At 67.4% G+C, this 13,900-nt stretch carries 14 protein-coding genes and 1 tRNA gene; 10 read left to right on the top strand and 5 right to left on the bottom strand.

Going from position 1 to position 13,900, the window contains the following annotated elements; genetic code table 11:
* The first annotated feature begins 51 nt into the window (after positions 1–51).
* The 6 genes from lolA to RZE79_RS24500 all read left to right on the top strand — a co-directional run bounded on the left by lolA (position 52) and on the right by RZE79_RS24500 (position 5,971).
* Positions 52–693: an outer membrane lipoprotein chaperone LolA gene (lolA, locus tag RZE79_RS24525; protein ID WP_099795444.1), complete on the top strand. Its 642-nt coding sequence runs from the start codon at positions 52–54 to the stop codon at positions 691–693.
* Between the two features lie 24 nt (positions 694–717).
* Positions 718–2,013 (top strand): replication-associated recombination protein A, encoded by a 1,296-nt coding sequence (locus RZE79_RS24520; RefSeq protein ID WP_319357211.1) that lies wholly within the window; start codon positions 718–720, stop codon positions 2,011–2,013.
* A gap of 240 nt (positions 2,014–2,253) precedes the next feature.
* Positions 2,254–3,183, top strand: coding sequence for a branched-chain amino acid ABC transporter permease (locus RZE79_RS24515; protein ID WP_056572297.1), 930 nt, complete (start codon positions 2,254–2,256; stop codon positions 3,181–3,183).
* Positions 3,184–3,196: 13 nt separating this feature from the next.
* Complete coding sequence (locus RZE79_RS24510; RefSeq protein ID WP_319357210.1) at positions 3,197–4,405, top strand: ABC transporter ATP-binding protein; 1,209 nt, start codon at positions 3,197–3,199, stop codon at positions 4,403–4,405.
* Positions 4,406–4,422: 17 nt separating this feature from the next.
* The gene (locus RZE79_RS24505; RefSeq protein WP_101493176.1) at positions 4,423–5,196 is read left to right on the top strand and encodes an ABC transporter ATP-binding protein; all 774 of its coding nucleotides are present in this window, start codon (positions 4,423–4,425) and stop codon (positions 5,194–5,196) included.
* Between the two features lies 1 nt (position 5,197).
* Positions 5,198–5,971, top strand: coding sequence for an ABC transporter ATP-binding protein (locus RZE79_RS24500; protein WP_319357209.1), 774 nt, complete (start codon positions 5,198–5,200; stop codon positions 5,969–5,971).
* 65 nt (positions 5,972–6,036) lie between these two features.
* Here the strand turns inward: RZE79_RS24500 and RZE79_RS24495 are convergent, their stop codons facing one another.
* Positions 6,037–6,495, bottom strand: coding sequence for a (2Fe-2S)-binding protein (locus tag RZE79_RS24495; RefSeq protein WP_319357208.1), 459 nt, complete (start codon positions 6,493–6,495; stop codon positions 6,037–6,039).
* Positions 6,496–6,506: 11 nt separating this feature from the next.
* Positions 6,507–8,702, bottom strand: a complete 2,196-nt coding sequence (locus RZE79_RS24490; RefSeq protein ID WP_319357207.1) for a molybdopterin cofactor-binding domain-containing protein — start codon at positions 8,700–8,702, stop codon at positions 6,507–6,509.
* A gap of 156 nt (positions 8,703–8,858) precedes the next feature.
* On the opposite strand from RZE79_RS24490, the gene RZE79_RS24485 reads away from it, so the two are divergent.
* Positions 8,859–9,641, top strand: a complete 783-nt coding sequence (locus tag RZE79_RS24485) for a Crp/Fnr family transcriptional regulator (RefSeq protein ID WP_319357206.1) — start codon at positions 8,859–8,861, stop codon at positions 9,639–9,641.
* On the opposite strand, the gene RZE79_RS24480 is transcribed toward RZE79_RS24485, so the two are convergent.
* Positions 9,613–10,590, bottom strand: coding sequence for a tripartite tricarboxylate transporter substrate binding protein (locus tag RZE79_RS24480; protein ID WP_153282368.1), 978 nt, complete (start codon positions 10,588–10,590; stop codon positions 9,613–9,615). The two genes, RZE79_RS24485 and RZE79_RS24480, sit on opposite strands and share 29 nt — an antisense overlap.
* 37 nt (positions 10,591–10,627) lie before the next feature.
* Complete coding sequence (locus RZE79_RS24475) at positions 10,628–11,692, bottom strand: CDP-6-deoxy-delta-3,4-glucoseen reductase (RefSeq protein WP_319357205.1); 1,065 nt, start codon at positions 11,690–11,692, stop codon at positions 10,628–10,630.
* 73 nt (positions 11,693–11,765) lie between these two features.
* On the opposite strand from RZE79_RS24475, the gene RZE79_RS24470 reads away from it, so the two are divergent.
* The 3 genes from RZE79_RS24470 to RZE79_RS24460 all read left to right on the top strand — a co-directional run bounded on the left by RZE79_RS24470 (position 11,766) and on the right by RZE79_RS24460 (position 13,690).
* Positions 11,766–12,701 (top strand): SDR family oxidoreductase, encoded by a 936-nt coding sequence (locus tag RZE79_RS24470; protein ID WP_319357204.1) that lies wholly within the window; start codon positions 11,766–11,768, stop codon positions 12,699–12,701.
* Between the two features lie 13 nt (positions 12,702–12,714).
* The gene (locus RZE79_RS24465) at positions 12,715–13,137 is read left to right on the top strand and encodes a RidA family protein (RefSeq protein ID WP_319357203.1); all 423 of its coding nucleotides are present in this window, start codon (positions 12,715–12,717) and stop codon (positions 13,135–13,137) included.
* A 112-nt stretch (positions 13,138–13,249) separates the two neighbouring features.
* Positions 13,250–13,690, top strand: a complete 441-nt coding sequence (locus RZE79_RS24460; protein ID WP_319357202.1) for a GAF domain-containing protein — start codon at positions 13,250–13,252, stop codon at positions 13,688–13,690.
* Between the two features lie 103 nt (positions 13,691–13,793).
* Here the strand turns inward: RZE79_RS24460 and RZE79_RS24455 are convergent.
* Positions 13,794–13,878 (bottom strand) — tRNA-Leu (locus RZE79_RS24455).
* Between the last annotated feature and the right edge of the window lie 22 nt (positions 13,879–13,900).

Raw genomic sequence — 13,900 nt, 5'->3', positions numbered from 1 at the left:
TGCGGGTAGTGTCGATGGGCATCGCAGCAACGTTTTTCCGAGGAACCTCCCATGAAGAAAACCCGCCTCTGGCTGTTGGCCGGCCTGTTCTGTACGGTGGCCGGCAGTGCCTGGGCCGACGGGCTCGAAAGCCTCGAAGCCTTCGTGAAGACGGTCAAGTCCGGCCGCGCCGAGTTCACCCAGACCGTGACGGCCCCGCCGCGCGAGGGCCAGCCGGGCCGCGTCAAGACGTCGACCGGCACCTTCGAATTCCATCGCCCCGGTAAATTCAAGTTCGACTATCGCAAGCCCTTTGCGCAAAGCATCGTGGCCGACGGCAAGACGCTGTGGCTCTACGACGCCGACCTGAACCAGGTCACGCAGCGCACCCAGGCGCAGGCGCTGGGTTCGACCCCCGCGGCGCTGATTGCCTCTGCCGCCGACCTGCGCGCCCTGCAGGCCGATTTCGCGCTGGAAGCCGCACCGGAGCGTGATGGCCTGCAGTGGGTCAAGGCCACGCCGAAGAACAAGGACGGCCAGCTGCAGAACGTGATGGTCGGCTTCCAGGGCGACGCGCTCGCGGCCCTCGAGATCCTGGACAGCTTCGGCCAGCGCTCGATGCTCAAGTTCAGCAAGGTCGAGGTGAATCCGGCGTTGCCCGCCAGCACCTTCGAGTTCAAGGCACCTGCGGGTGCGGACGTGCTCAAGCAGTAATCACCCGCAGACGGTAGTTCCGGTTTGGCCACGACGCGCTCCCACCAGCCCCTCGCCGAGCGCCTGCGTCCCAAGACGCTCGGCGACGTGATCGGCCAGCAGCACCTGCTCGGTCCGGGCATGTCGCTGCGCATCGCCTTCGAGTCGGGCCAGCCGCACTCCTGCATCCTCTGGGGCCCGCCGGGCACCGGCAAGACCACCATCGCGCGGCTCATGGCCGACGCTTTCGACGCGCAGTTCCTGAGCATCAGCGCGGTGCTGGGCGGCGTGAAGGACATCCGCGAGGCGGTCGAACAGGCTACGACCGCGCGCGACGGGCTCACGCAGCAGCGCACGATCGTCTTCGTGGACGAGGTGCACCGCTTCAACAAGAGCCAGCAGGACGCGTTTTTGCCGCACGTCGAGTCGGGCCTCTTTACCTTCATCGGCGCGACCACCGAGAACCCGTCGTTCGAAGTCAATTCGGCCTTGCTGTCGCGGGCGGCGGTGTACGTGCTGCAGTCGCTCAACGAGAGCGACCTGAAGCAGATCGTCGCCAGGGCGCAATCGATCCAGGCGGTTCCGGCCATCGACGAGGCGGCCATCGACCGCCTGGTGGCCTACGCGGACGGCGACGCGCGCCGCCTGCTCAACACGCTCGAGACGCTGGCCGTCGCGGCCGGCGCCGAAAAGCTCACGAACATCACCGACGAGTGGCTTCTGCGCGTGCTCGGCGAGCGCATGCGCCGCTACGACAAGGGCGGCGAGCAGTTCTACGACACCATCAGCGCGCTGCACAAATCGGTGCGCGGCAGCGACCCCGATGCCGCCCTGTATTGGTTCGTTCGCATGCTCGACGGCGGCGCCGACCCGCGCTACATGGCGCGCCGCCTCGTGCGCATGGCCAGCGAAGACATCGGGCTGGCCGACCCCCGCGCGCTGCGCCTGGCGCTCGACGCGGCCGAGGTCTACGAGCGGCTGGGAACGCCCGAAGGCGAGCTGGCGCTGGCCGAATGCGTGGTCTACCTGGCCATCGCGCCCAAGTCGAACGCGGTCTACAAGGCGTACAACGCGGTGCGCGCGCTGGTGAAGAAAGACAGCACGCGCCCGGTGCCGATGCATCTGCGCAATGCGCCCACCAAGCTCATGAAAGAGCTCGACTACGGCAAGGGCTACCGCTACGCGCACGACGAGGAGGGCGGTTTCGCCGCTGGCGAGCGCTACCTGCCCGAGGGCCTGGAAGGCCAGGTTTTCTACGAGCCGGTCGAACGTGGACTCGAAATCCGTATCTCGGAAAAGCTGCGCGAACTGCGCCGCCGCAACGCTGAACGAGACGATTGATACCGTCTTGCAACATGCGCTCACGCCGCGCATGACCTCTCCCACATACAGCATGAGGTGAGCGGGTAAACCCCGGTCATCCCGCCCCAAAACAGCGCCGGGGCATGTCTAAAATCCCGCCCACCAAACCTACCGACGGCACATGTTGGCTGGTTTTTTGCTTGTCAAGCCAGAGGCGCCAAACCGGTGCCTCGGTAGGTGAATGGCACCCGCAAGGTGCAACACATAGGGAATCGCGTTATGGAAATATTGCTGCAGCAGATCATCAACGGTCTGGTTCTCGGCAGCATGTATGCCTTGATAGCCTTGGGCTACACCATGGTGTACGGCATCATCAATCTGATCAATTTTGCGCACGGTGAAGTGCTGATGGTGGGGGCGCTCACAAGCTGGACCATCATCGGCCTCATGAAGGACGGCATGCCCAACACACCGGGCTGGCTGATTCTTCTCGTCGCGTTGATCATTGCCTGCGTCGTCGCGGCAAGCCTCAACTTCGTGATCGAAAAAGTGGCCTACCGGCCGCTGCGCAACAGCCCCAAGCTCGCACCGCTCATCACCGCCATCGGCGTGTCGATCCTGCTGCAGACGCTGGCCATGATCATCTGGAAGCCGACCAACAAGGCTTACCCCAACCTGCTGCCGACCGACCCCATCCACGTGGGCGGCGCTGTCATCTCGCCCACGCAGGTGATGATCCTCAGCGTCACGGCGTTCTCGCTCGTGGTGCTGATGTGGCTGGTCAATTACACCAAGCTCGGCCGCGCGATGCGCGCCACCGCCGAGAACCCGCGCGTCGCGGCGCTCATGGGCATCCGGCCCGACATGGTCATCTCGGCCACCTTCATCATCGGCGCCGTGCTCGCGGCCATCGCCGGCGTGATGTACGCCTCCAACTACGGCATCGCGCAACACGCGATGGGCTTCCTGCCCGGCCTCAAGGCCTTCACCGCGGCCGTGTTCGGCGGCATCGGCAACCTGGCCGGCGCGGTGGTCGGCGGCATTCTGCTGGGCCTCATCGAGGCCATCGGCTCCGGCTACATCGGCACCCTCACGGGTGGCGTGCTGGGCAGCAACTACAGCGACATCTTCGCTTTCATCGTGCTGATCGTGATGCTCACGCTGCGGCCTTCGGGTCTGCTCGGCGAGCGCGTGGCGGACCGGGCCTGAGGAGCAGCACACCATGAAAAACAGCAAGAACCTCGCGCTCTACATCCTCGGCGTGGTCGCCGTGCTGGCGCTGCCGATCCTGTTGCAGACCCAAGGCAATGCCTGGGTGCGCATCGCCGACATCGCATTGCTCTACGTGATGCTCGCGCTCGGCCTGAACATCGTGGTCGGCTATGCCGGCCTGCTCGACCTGGGCTACGTGGCCTTCTTTGCGGTCGGTGCGTACCTCTACGCGCTGATGGGCTCGTCGCACCTCTCGGACACCTTCCCGTGGTTCAAGGCGATGTTCCCGAACGGGCTGCACACCTCGCTCCTGATCGTGGTGCCACTCGCGCTGGTGGTGGCCGGGGTGCTCGGCGCGATGCTGGGGGCGCCCACGCTGAAGCTGCGCGGCGACTACCTCGCGATCGTCACGCTCGGCTTCGGTGAAATCATCCGGGTGTTCCTGAACAACCTCGACCAGCCGATCAACATCACCAACGGGCCGAAGGGCATCACGGCGATCGACTCCATCAAGTTCTGGGGTCTCGACCTCGGCAAGGCGTGGAAGTTCGACGGCTTCACGATCTCGTCGGTCACGCTGTACTACTACCTGTTCCTGGCGCTGGTGGTGGCCACCATCATCATTTCGCACCGGCTGCAGATCTCGCGCATCGGCCGCGCCTGGATGGCCATCCGCGAAGACGAAATCGCTGCCAAGGCGATGGGCATCAACACCCGCAACATGAAGCTGCTGGCCTTCGGCATGGGCGCCAGCTTCGGCGGCGTGTCGGGCGCGATGTTCGCGGCCTTCCAGGGCTTCGTGTCGCCCGAGTCCTTCAGCCTGATGGAGTCGGTGATGATCGTCGCCATGGTCGTGCTCGGCGGCCTCGGGCACCTGCCCGGCGTCATCCTGGGCGCCGTGCTGCTGGCCGCGCTGCCCGAAGTGCTGCGCTACGTGGCCGGCCCGCTGCAGGCGATGACCGACGGCCGCCTCGACGCGTCCATCCTGCGCCAGCTGTTCATTGCGCTGGCCATGATCATCATCATGCTGATGCGTCCGCGCGGCCTGTGGCCCTCGCCGGAGCACGGCAAGACGCTGACCAAGAAGAACGGCACGCCCATCGACCCGGCCCATGCGGCCGTGGCGCCCGGCTCGCTGCAGACCCACGCACCGGGCATCGACAGCCCCGCCGACGAAGTGCCGGGTGCGGCATCGCGTCCCATGTCCATCAATCCGTGAGCCCAGGAAACACAGACATGACGACAGACACCATCCTCGAAGTTCGCGGCATCTCCAAGCGTTTCGGCGGGCTGCAGGCCCTCTCCGACGTGGGCATCACCATCAAGCGCGGCCAGGTCTACGGCCTGATCGGGCCGAACGGCGCCGGCAAGACGACCTTCTTCAACGTGATCACCGGGCTGTACACGCCCGACAGCGGCACCTTCGAACTGGCCGGCAAGCCCTACCAGCCGACGGCCGTGCACGAAGTGGCCAAGGCCGGCATTGCGCGCACCTTCCAGAACATCCGCCTCTTCGCCGAAATGACGGCGCTCGAGAACGTGATGGTCGGGCGCCACATCCGCACGCACTCCGGCGTGTTCGGCGCGATGCTGCGCACCAAGGGCTTCAAGGCCGAAGAGGCCGCCATCGCCAAGCGCGCGCAGGAGCTGCTCGACTACGTGGGCATCGGCAAGTTCGCCGACTACAAGGCGCGCACGCTGAGCTACGGCGACCAGCGCCGCCTCGAGATCGCCCGCGCACTGGCCACCGACCCCCAGCTCATCGCGCTGGACGAACCGGCCGCCGGCATGAACTCGACCGAGAAGGTCTTGCTGCGCGAGCTCATCGACCGCATCCGCAAGGACAACCGCACGATCCTGATCATCGAACACGACGTCAAGCTCATCATGGGCCTGTGCGACCGCGTCACCGTGCTCGACTACGGCAAGCAGATTGCCGAGGGCAACCCGGTCGAGGTACAGAAGAACGAAAAGGTGATCGAGGCCTACCTCGGCACCGGAGGACACTGAGATGAGCACCGCAGAAGCAACGATGGCAACCACGACGGCCGCGGCCGCCGCCAAGGCCGCAGGCAAGAACCTGCTCAAGGTCCGCGGCCTGAAGGTGGGCTATGGCGGCATCCAGGCCGTGAAGGGCGTGGACTTCGACGTGTTCGAGGGCGAGCTGGTCTCGCTCATCGGCTCCAACGGCGCCGGCAAGACCACCACCATGAAAGCCATCACCGGCACGCTGCCGGCCGGCGCGGGCGAGATCGAGTTCCTGGGCCGCAGCATCAAGGGCCGCGGCGCCTGGGACCTGGTGGGCGAGGGCCTCGTGATGGTGCCCGAGGGCCGCGGCGTGTTCACGCGCATGACGATCACCGAGAACCTGCAGATCGGCGCCTACATCCGCAACGACAAGGCCGAGATCGCGAGCGACATGGAGCGCGTGTTCGTGACCTTCCCGCGCCTGCGCGAGCGCAAGGACCAGCTGGCCGGCACGATGTCGGGCGGCGAACAGCAGATGCTGGCCATGGGTCGCGCACTCATGGCGCGCCCGAAGGTGCTGCTGCTCGACGAACCCACCATGGGCCTGTCGCCAATCATGTGCGACAAGATCTTCGAGGTGGTGCAGACCGTGGCCTCGCAAGGCGTCACGATCCTGCTGGTCGAGCAGAACGCCAACCGCGCGCTGCAACTGGCCGACCGTGGCTACGTGATGGAGTCGGGCCTCATCACGATGAACGGCGACGCCAAGGAACTGCTGCGCGATCCGCGCGTGCGCGCCGCCTATCTCGGCGAGTAAGCGCCAGCCAGCGCCAAACGGCCAGCACCGCAGCGCGCGGTGGCTGGCCGTTTTTACGTCTGTCCCTATCCCATCATCGCGGCGGCAGCCTTGATCGCCTCGCGGATGCGGCCGTAGGTGCCGCAGCGGCACACGTTCTCGATGGCGTCGATGTCGGCGTCCGTCGGGGTGCGCGTGCGGCGCAGCAGGTCGACCGCCGCCATGATCTGCCCCGGCTGGCAGAAGCCGCACTGCGGCACATCGAGGTTCATCCAGGCCTGCTGCACGGGGTGCAGCGTGTTGCCGTTGGCCAGGCCCTCGATGGTCGTCACCTGGCGGCCGCGCACGTCGGACACGCGCACCGAGCAGGTCGTCACGGCCTTGCCGTCGACGTGGCAGGTGCAGGCCTTGCACACGTTGATGCCGCAGCCGTACTTCGGGCCGGTGATGCCGAGCTTGTCACGCAGCACCCACAGCAGCGCCAGGTCGTCGGGCGCCTCGATGTCGACGTTCTGGCCGTTCACCTTGAAAGATTGCACAGGCATGGTGGGTCTCCTCAGGCGGGGATTGGAACGTTGACGGGCGTGGGCAGCTTGCCCGGCGGGATCGGCGTGAAGTCGACCGGAAAATTCAGCGGGAAGCTGCGCGGCTTGATGCCGGTGGCGCGCCCGTAGGCATTGGCAATGGCACCCGAGCTCGCCGACAGGCCGACCTCGCCCAGGCCGCCGATGGCCTCGCCACTGGCCGGCATGATGATGATCTTCACGTCCTTTGGGTAGTGCTTCATGCGCGAGAAGTGGTACTGCGAGTAGCTGCCTTCCAGCGGCAGGCCGTTCTGGATGTGCAGGCCTGCGGTGAGCACCAGCGCGATCGATTCGCACAGGCCGCCCTGCAGCTGCGCCTCGATGCCCGAGGGGTTGATCGGCGTGCCGACATCGATGGCGATGGTCGCGCGCACCACGCGGGCCTGCGCCGGCACGCGCGCGTCGATCTCGACGATGCAGGCCGTGAACGACTTCGACTCCTGGTGCACGGCCACGCCCTGCGCAAAGCCTGCGGGCATCGCCTTGCCCCACTGCGCGGCCTCCGCCACGGCCTTCAGCACCGCGCGGGCGCGCGGCAGGCGCAGGTACTCGAGCCGGAAGGCGATCGGGTCCTTGCGCGCCGCGCGGGCCATCTCATCGACCAGGATCTCTTCCACCAGCCGCGCGGGCTGGATGTGCACCGAGCGGTAGGAGCAGGTGTTCATGTCCATCGCCACCGGTGTCAGCAGCTTGGTCGTGACGCCGAAGTTGTACGGCGAGGTCACCATGGTCTTGAACATCACCTGCTCGATCGCGAAGTTGCCCACCGTCTGCGGGAAGGCATTGGGCAGTGCGATGGCGGCGGCCTCGAGCATGTTGCCGAAGCCGTGGCGCGTGTCCAGCCGCACGCTGGCGATGCGCTGCTCGAAGGCGATGACCTGGCCCAGCAGCATCGTGGCGCGCGCCTTCTGGTAGATCGGCGGGCGGATGCGCGTGTGGCGCATGTCGTCGGTGCGGTGGTACATCAGGCGGCAGGGGCGCCCGAGCGCCTTCGACACCTGGATCGCCTGCAGCACCGGGTCCCAGAACAGGCGCCGCCCGAAGGAACCGCCCGAGGGCACCGCATGCACGACGACCTTGTTCAGCGGCAGGCCCAATTCGGCGGCCACCGCCTGCTGGGTGACGATGGGGCTCTGCAGCCCGGCCCAGATTTCGGCGCGATCGGCGCGCACGTCGGCAATCGCACATTCCACTTCCATCGGGCAGTGCGCGGCCGGCGCGAACTCGAACTCGGCCTCGACCGTCAGCGCGCCCAGCGGCGGCAGCGCGAAGGGCAGCAGCGACGACTTCAGCTTGCGCATGATGGTCGCGTTCGACTCGCCGTCGAGCGGGCCCGCGGCCCAGGTCACGTCGAGCGCATTCACGGCGGCCCAGGCCTGCCCGAAGGTCTCGGCCATCACGGCCACGCCCGGCGGCGTCGGCGTGATGCCGTTGGTCGACGGAATCGGCACCACGCCGATCACGCCCGGCATCGCCATCACCGTGTTCATGTTGTTGATGCCGACGAACTTGCCGTTGATGGTCGGCGGGCGCCGCACCATCGTCGGCTTGGCATTGGGCACGGCCTGGTCGAGCGTGAACTTCTTGCGACCGGTAACGATGTCGAGCGCATCGAGCCGCGTCACGCGCTGGCCGACCACCGAAGGCGTGGAGCCCGAGAGCAGGCCGCCGAGACCGCCCAGCATCGGCATGCCCGCGTGCATCGAGCGCACGCTCGACGAACCGCCGGTGAGCTGGTTCCAGATCAGCTCGGGGCTCGCGTCGGCCGACGTGACTTCGATGGCGCTCAGCGGCAGGCGCAGCTTGTCGGCCAGCATCATCGCGCTGGCCGTGGCGATGCTCTGGCCCACTTCGAGGCGCGGCAGCGCGAGCCGCACGCGGCCGTCGCCGGTGTTCGTCACCTTCACGAGCGGCATGGTCGGCAGCGACGTGAGCGTGACCGCATCGCCGATGTCGATCAGGTCGGTGGTGTCGGGCGGCGTCATCGGCAGCAGCGCGGCGACCGCCGAGGCGGGCGCCGTGAGGGCACCGAGCCCCACGATGCCGGCCGCCGCCGATGCCAGCGGCGCGGCCGTGGCGTAGCCCAGCACATCGCGCCGGCGCAGGCCGTGCGCGTCTCCGTCGTCCGGTCCGCGCGCAGGGCGCGGGTCCTTGTTCGAACGCTTCATCGTTGTCTCCTTGTTGTTTGGCGAACGCGAATGACTGTGGCACCATCGCCGCGCCGAAGATGTCGTTGCAACGACATTTCTTACGGTACCCCGCCGACCGGCGCCTGCGACGGATCGGCCGATGCGATGTCATGAGGGAAGACAGCAGGAGGCGCGATGTCGGACGCGTTGGAGAACATGCTCCGCGAGAGCTTGTGGGCGCGCGCGCTCACGGACGACGAACTCGATCGCGTCGTGCACGAATCGCACGAGCGCGTGGTGCCGGCCGGAGGCTTCGTCGTGCGACGCGGCGAACCCGCTGATCACTGGATCGGCGTGATCGACGGTCTCATGAAGATGTCGGTGTCGCTGCCCGACGGGCGCGTGTCCACGTTCACCGGCGTGACCGCCGGCGGCTGGGGCGGCGAAGGCTCGCTGCTCACTCCCGGATGCTGGCGCTACGACGGCGTGGCGCTGCGGCCGACGCGCGTGGCCTGCGTGCCGCGACACAGCTTCGAGCGGCTGATGTCCACCAGCATCGACTTCAATCGGTTTCTGTTGTTACACATCAATGCGCGACTGAGCCTGTTCATCGGTCTCATGGAATTCGATCGGCTGCTCGGCCCCGACGCGCGCGTGGCGCGTTGCCTGGCCAGCCTGTTCGACCCCATCCTCTACCCGCGCGCGACGCGTTTCGTGCGGCTGAGCCAGGACGAGATCGGCCTCTTGTCGGCGGTGTCGCGCCAGCGTGCCAACCGTGCGCTGCACGCACTGCAGCGCGACGGCCTGTTGCGCATCGAACACGGCGGCGTGGAAGTGCTCGACCTCGCAGGTCTGCGCACGTACCAGGGCGGGGCGGCGGAAGCGGCGGCGGCCGTTGCTGCGGCCACCGACACGGAAGCGAGCGCGGAAGCGCCCTTGGACGACCTCGTCAGTCCACCTTCGCCCCGGTGGCCTTGACCACCTTCTCGTACTTGATCAGTTCGCTCTTCATGAAGCTGCCGAACTGCTCGGACGAATTGCCGACCGGCTCGGCCAGCATCGAGGCGAAACGGGTCTTCGTTTCCGGCGCGTTCAGCGCGGCGACGAAGGCCTGATTGAGCTTTGCCACCACGTCGGGCGGCGTGCCGGCCGGTGCGACCAGGCCCCACCACGTGTCGATCGAGAAGCCCTTGAGCGTGTCGGCCACGGGCGGCACGTCGGGCAGGGCGTTGCTGCGCTTGAGTGTCGTGACCGCGATCGCCTTCAGCTTGCCCGAGCGGATGTTCGGCGCGGCCGTGGCGAGGTTGTCGAAGTTGAAGTCGACCTGACCCGACAGCAGCGCCAGCTGCGCCGGGTTGCCGCCGTTGTACGGAATGTGCACCGCGAAGATGCCCGCTTCTTTCTTGAACAGCTCGCCCGCCAGGTGGCCGGCGCTGCCGTTGCCGCCGCTGCCGTAGTTGAGCTTGGCGGGGTTGGCCTTGGCGTAGCGGATCAGGTCGGCCAGCGTGCGGATGTTCAGGCGGTTGGCCGTCTCGGCGTTCATCACCAGCACGTTGGGCACGCGCACCATCTGCGTGATCGGCGCGAAGTCGGTCGCGGCGTTGAACGGCATCTTGCTGTACAGCCACGGGTTCACCGCGTTCGTGGCCGTGGCCGCGATGCCGATCGTGAGGCCGTCGGCCGGCGCCTTGGCGACGAAGTCGGCGCCGATGTTGCCGCCCGCACCGGGCTTGTTGTCGATGATGACCGGTCCGCCCAGCGTGTCCTTCACCTGCTCGGCCAGGATGCGCGCCGTGTTGTCGATCGGGCCACCGGCCGCATAGGGCACCACGAGGCGGATCGGGCGATGTTGCTGGGCTGCGGCATGGCCGGTGCCGAGCACTGCGGCGCCGGCGATCAGGGTCAGGAGGAAGTGTCTCGTCTTCATGTTGTTCTACGGAAAAGGAAAAAGGGAACGCGAAGGCTCAGGGCAGCGCCTTGTCGGCTTCGGTGGTGAACGCGTCGGCGAAGAATTCTTCTTCGGGCAGGCCGGCCAAGGCCACGTAGTCGCGCTTGGCCGAGTCGACCACGATCGGCGCGCCGCAGGCATACACCTGGTGGCCCGACAGGTCCGTGAAGTCTTCCAGCACGGCCTGGTGGACGAAGCCCGTGCGGCCGGTCCAGTTGTCTTCGGGTGTGGCGTTCGACACCACGGGCACGTAGTGCAAGTTCGGCATCTCGGCCAGCTGCGCGCGCACCCACGCGTCCATGTACAGGTCTTCGGGGCGGCGCCCGCCCCAGTACAGCGCGGCGGGCCGGTCTAGCCCCAAGAACTTCATGTGCTCGAGCAGCGCCTTGATCGGCGCGAAGCCCGTGCCCGAGGCCAGCAGGATCATCGGCTTGTCGGAGTCCTCGCGCAGGAAGAAGCTGCCGAACGGGCCTTCGATGCGCAGGATTTCCTTTTCCTTCATCGCGCCGAAGACATGGTCGGTGAACTTGCCGCCCGGCAGGTGCCGCAGGTGCAGTTCAAGGCCCGTACCCGGCACGGCCACCGTGTGCGGCGCATTGGCCATCGAATAGCTGCGGCGCGCGCCGTCGCGCAATATGAATTCGACGTACTGGCCCGCGTAGAACTGCAGCGGCTCGCCGGCCGGCAGCTGCAGGCGCAGCAGGATCACGTCGTGCGACTGGCGCGTGAGCGCCATCACGCGCACCGGCATCTTGCGGATCGGCAGCGCGCCGGCCTCGGTGACCTGGCGCGACTCCAGCACCACGTCGCTCGTCGGGTGGGCGCAGCAGGTCAGTACGTAGCCGGCCAGTTGCTCCTCGGCGCTCAGCGCCTTGCTCTGGTGCGGGCCGAGCGTGACCTCGCCCGACAGCTTCTTGCACTTGCACGAACCGCAGGCGCCGTCCTTGCAGCCGTAGGGGAGGCCGATGCCCTGGCGGATGCCCGCTGCGAGGATCGTCTCGTCGCCCTGGACCACGAAGTGGCGCCCGCTGGGTTCGACGGTGATGGAAAAGCCCGCTTCGTGCGGCGCTGTAGCAGTCATCGGTATTCTTCGGGGGTGAACTTTCCCGGCTGCGTGCGGCCGGGACAACTGAAAAGAGACAGGAACCCGGATTTTGCCTTCAATCAATAGCCCCTCCGGCGCACTGCCGGCCCGGTTCCGGCGCGAGCGCCTGCTGATCGTCGGCTGCGGCGACATCGGCCAGCGCGTGGCGCGCGATCTGCGCGGGCGCATGCAGCTGGTCGCACTCACGTCCTCGGCCGACCGCGTCGGGGCGCTGCGCGCGGCCGGCATCCGGCCTCTGGTGGGCAACCTGGACGACAGCGCCACCCTGCGCCGGCTGGCGGGCATCGCCACGCGCGTGCTGCACCTGGCGCCCCCCGCGCGCGACGGCGGCGCGGCCTGGTGGCGCGACCAGCGCACCGTGTCGCTGGCCCAAGCGCTGCGGCTGCGTTCGCTGCCCTCGTCGCTGGTCTACGGCTCGACCAGCGGCGTGTACGGCGACTGCGGCGGCGCGCGCGTGAGCGAAACGCGCGGCGTGCGCCCCGACACCCCGCGCTCCCACCGGCGCGTCGATGCCGAGCGCGCCGTGCGCTGGTTCGGCCGCAGCACCGGCGTGCGCACCAGCATCCTGCGCATTCCGGGCATCTACGCCCCCGACCGCGAGAACGGCACCCCGCGCGGCCGCCTGCAGCGCGGCACGCCGGTGCTGCGCCGCGAAGACGACGTCTACACCAGCCACATCCACGCCGACGACCTCGCGCGCGCCTGCATGGCGGCGCTGTTCCGCGGCAAGCCCCAGCGCGTGGTGCATGCGTCGGACGACACCGAGCTGCGCATGGGCGACTACTTCGACCTGGCCGCCGACCTCTACGGCATGCCCCGCCCGCCACGTGTGGCGCGCGATGAGGCGCAGCGGCAGCTGCCGGTGCAGTTGCTGAGCTTCATGGGCGAATCGCGCCGGCTCGACAACACGCGGCTCAAGCGTGAGCTGCGCGTGCGGCTGGCGCACCCGACGGTGCATACCGGGCTGCAGCCTGCGCAACCCTGAAAGGACGCGACCCGTGAGCAAACAAAGTGTCCGCGTCCCCGACGGCCATCCGACCTTCGGCTCGACCGCCGTCTTCGACACCTTCAAGTACGCGCCCGGCGTCAAGGCCGGCGGCCTGCTGTTCGTGGCGGGGCAGGTCGGCCTGCGTGCGGACGGCAGCGTGCCCGAGAGCGCCGCGGAGCAGGCCGACTGGGCCTTCCGGCGGCTGGGCGTCGTGCTCGAAAGCGCGGGGCTCGGTTTTGCCGACCTGGTGGAGATCGTGAGCTACCACGTCGACGTCGGCAGCGAACTCGCGGGCTTTCGCGAAGTGAAGGACCGCTACATCACGGAGGATTTTCCGGCGTGGACGATCCTCGGCGTGGCGGCGCTGGCGCGGCCGGCGCTGCGGGTGGAGATTCGGGCGGTGGCGGCGTTGAGGACCGCGCAGGCGGGCTGACCGAAGCGGGTGCCCCCGGGGCCGGCATCGCAGACCGAGCCGGGCGTACCATGGCGCGACGAGTTCCAGATCGAAATCGATCGAAGCGAAGCGGACGAAACGTATGCCACAGATGATTGAAGCCTTGCTTGCCGATCAAGGCGTGCAGGCGGTCCTCGCCTACTTGAATGCGCGCGTGCCGCATCGGTACACCGGGGTCTACAAGATTCGCTCCGACTTGGTCACGAGCCTTTATCTGCACGACAAGCAAGGCGAGTTGATCCCCGAAAACATTGCCATCGTTCCCTTCGAGGCGAGCATCTGCCCGTTTGTATTGCGTGACGGCTGGTTCCGGACCGACGACTCGAGCGCGGACGAGCGTTTTGCGACGCATCCCGGGCGGGACTACACCATCAGCTACCACGGCGTTCCGTTGTTGAACGCCTCGGGCGCGGTCGCCGGGACCTTGTGCCACTTCAACTTCACGGCCGTGCCGCTGCCGGACGACGAGTTCGAGTTGCTGCACCGGGCTGCTTTGTCGCTCCAGGTGAAGCTCGCCGGCGTTCTTGGCTAGGAAGGGCGCTGTCCGGCCCGAGAGGGCTCGAAGCAAAGAAAAACCCGCTGCGCCGATGAAGCGAGCGGGTTTCTTGATGTGGGGGTGAGACGCTGTCGTCTCATGGTGCCCGGGGCCGGAATCGAACCGGCACACCTTTCGGTGGGGGATTTTGAGTCCCCTGCGTCTACCAATTTCACCACCCGGGCACATCCGGAAGGAAGCCCAAAA

This window comes from Variovorax sp. EBFNA2 (assembly GCF_033802765.1).
In the GTDB taxonomy this organism is placed as follows: Bacteria; Pseudomonadota; Gammaproteobacteria; order Burkholderiales; family Burkholderiaceae_C; genus Variovorax; species Variovorax paradoxus_H.
The sequence above is the reverse complement of the archived record's forward strand: the minus strand, read 5'-3'. Positions and strand labels throughout refer to the sequence as shown.

What these genes read in the sequence shown, in the direction of transcription:
- RZE79_RS24475 (WP_319357205.1), bottom strand. Translation starts at nt 11,692, where the DNA reads ATGACTGCTACAGCGCCGCACGAAGCGGGCTTTTCCATCACCGTCGAA.
- RZE79_RS24500 (WP_319357209.1), top strand. Translation starts at nt 5,198, where the DNA reads ATGAGCACCGCAGAAGCAACGATGGCAACCACGACGGCCGCGGCCGCC.
- RZE79_RS24505 (WP_101493176.1), top strand. Translation starts at nt 4,423, where the DNA reads ATGACGACAGACACCATCCTCGAAGTTCGCGGCATCTCCAAGCGTTTC.
- RZE79_RS24485 (WP_319357206.1), top strand. Translation starts at nt 8,859, where the DNA reads ATGTCGGACGCGTTGGAGAACATGCTCCGCGAGAGCTTGTGGGCGCGC.
- lolA (WP_099795444.1), top strand. Translation starts at nt 52, where the DNA reads ATGAAGAAAACCCGCCTCTGGCTGTTGGCCGGCCTGTTCTGTACGGTG.
- RZE79_RS24495 (WP_319357208.1), bottom strand. Translation starts at nt 6,495, where the DNA reads ATGCCTGTGCAATCTTTCAAGGTGAACGGCCAGAACGTCGACATCGAG.
- RZE79_RS24480 (WP_153282368.1), bottom strand. Translation starts at nt 10,590, where the DNA reads ATGAAGACGAGACACTTCCTCCTGACCCTGATCGCCGGCGCCGCAGTG.
- RZE79_RS24460 (WP_319357202.1), top strand. Translation starts at nt 13,250, where the DNA reads ATGATTGAAGCCTTGCTTGCCGATCAAGGCGTGCAGGCGGTCCTCGCC.
- RZE79_RS24490 (WP_319357207.1), bottom strand. Translation starts at nt 8,702, where the DNA reads ATGAAGCGTTCGAACAAGGACCCGCGCCCTGCGCGCGGACCGGACGAC.
- RZE79_RS24515 (WP_056572297.1), top strand. Translation starts at nt 2,254, where the DNA reads ATGGAAATATTGCTGCAGCAGATCATCAACGGTCTGGTTCTCGGCAGC.
- RZE79_RS24510 (WP_319357210.1), top strand. Translation starts at nt 3,197, where the DNA reads ATGAAAAACAGCAAGAACCTCGCGCTCTACATCCTCGGCGTGGTCGCC.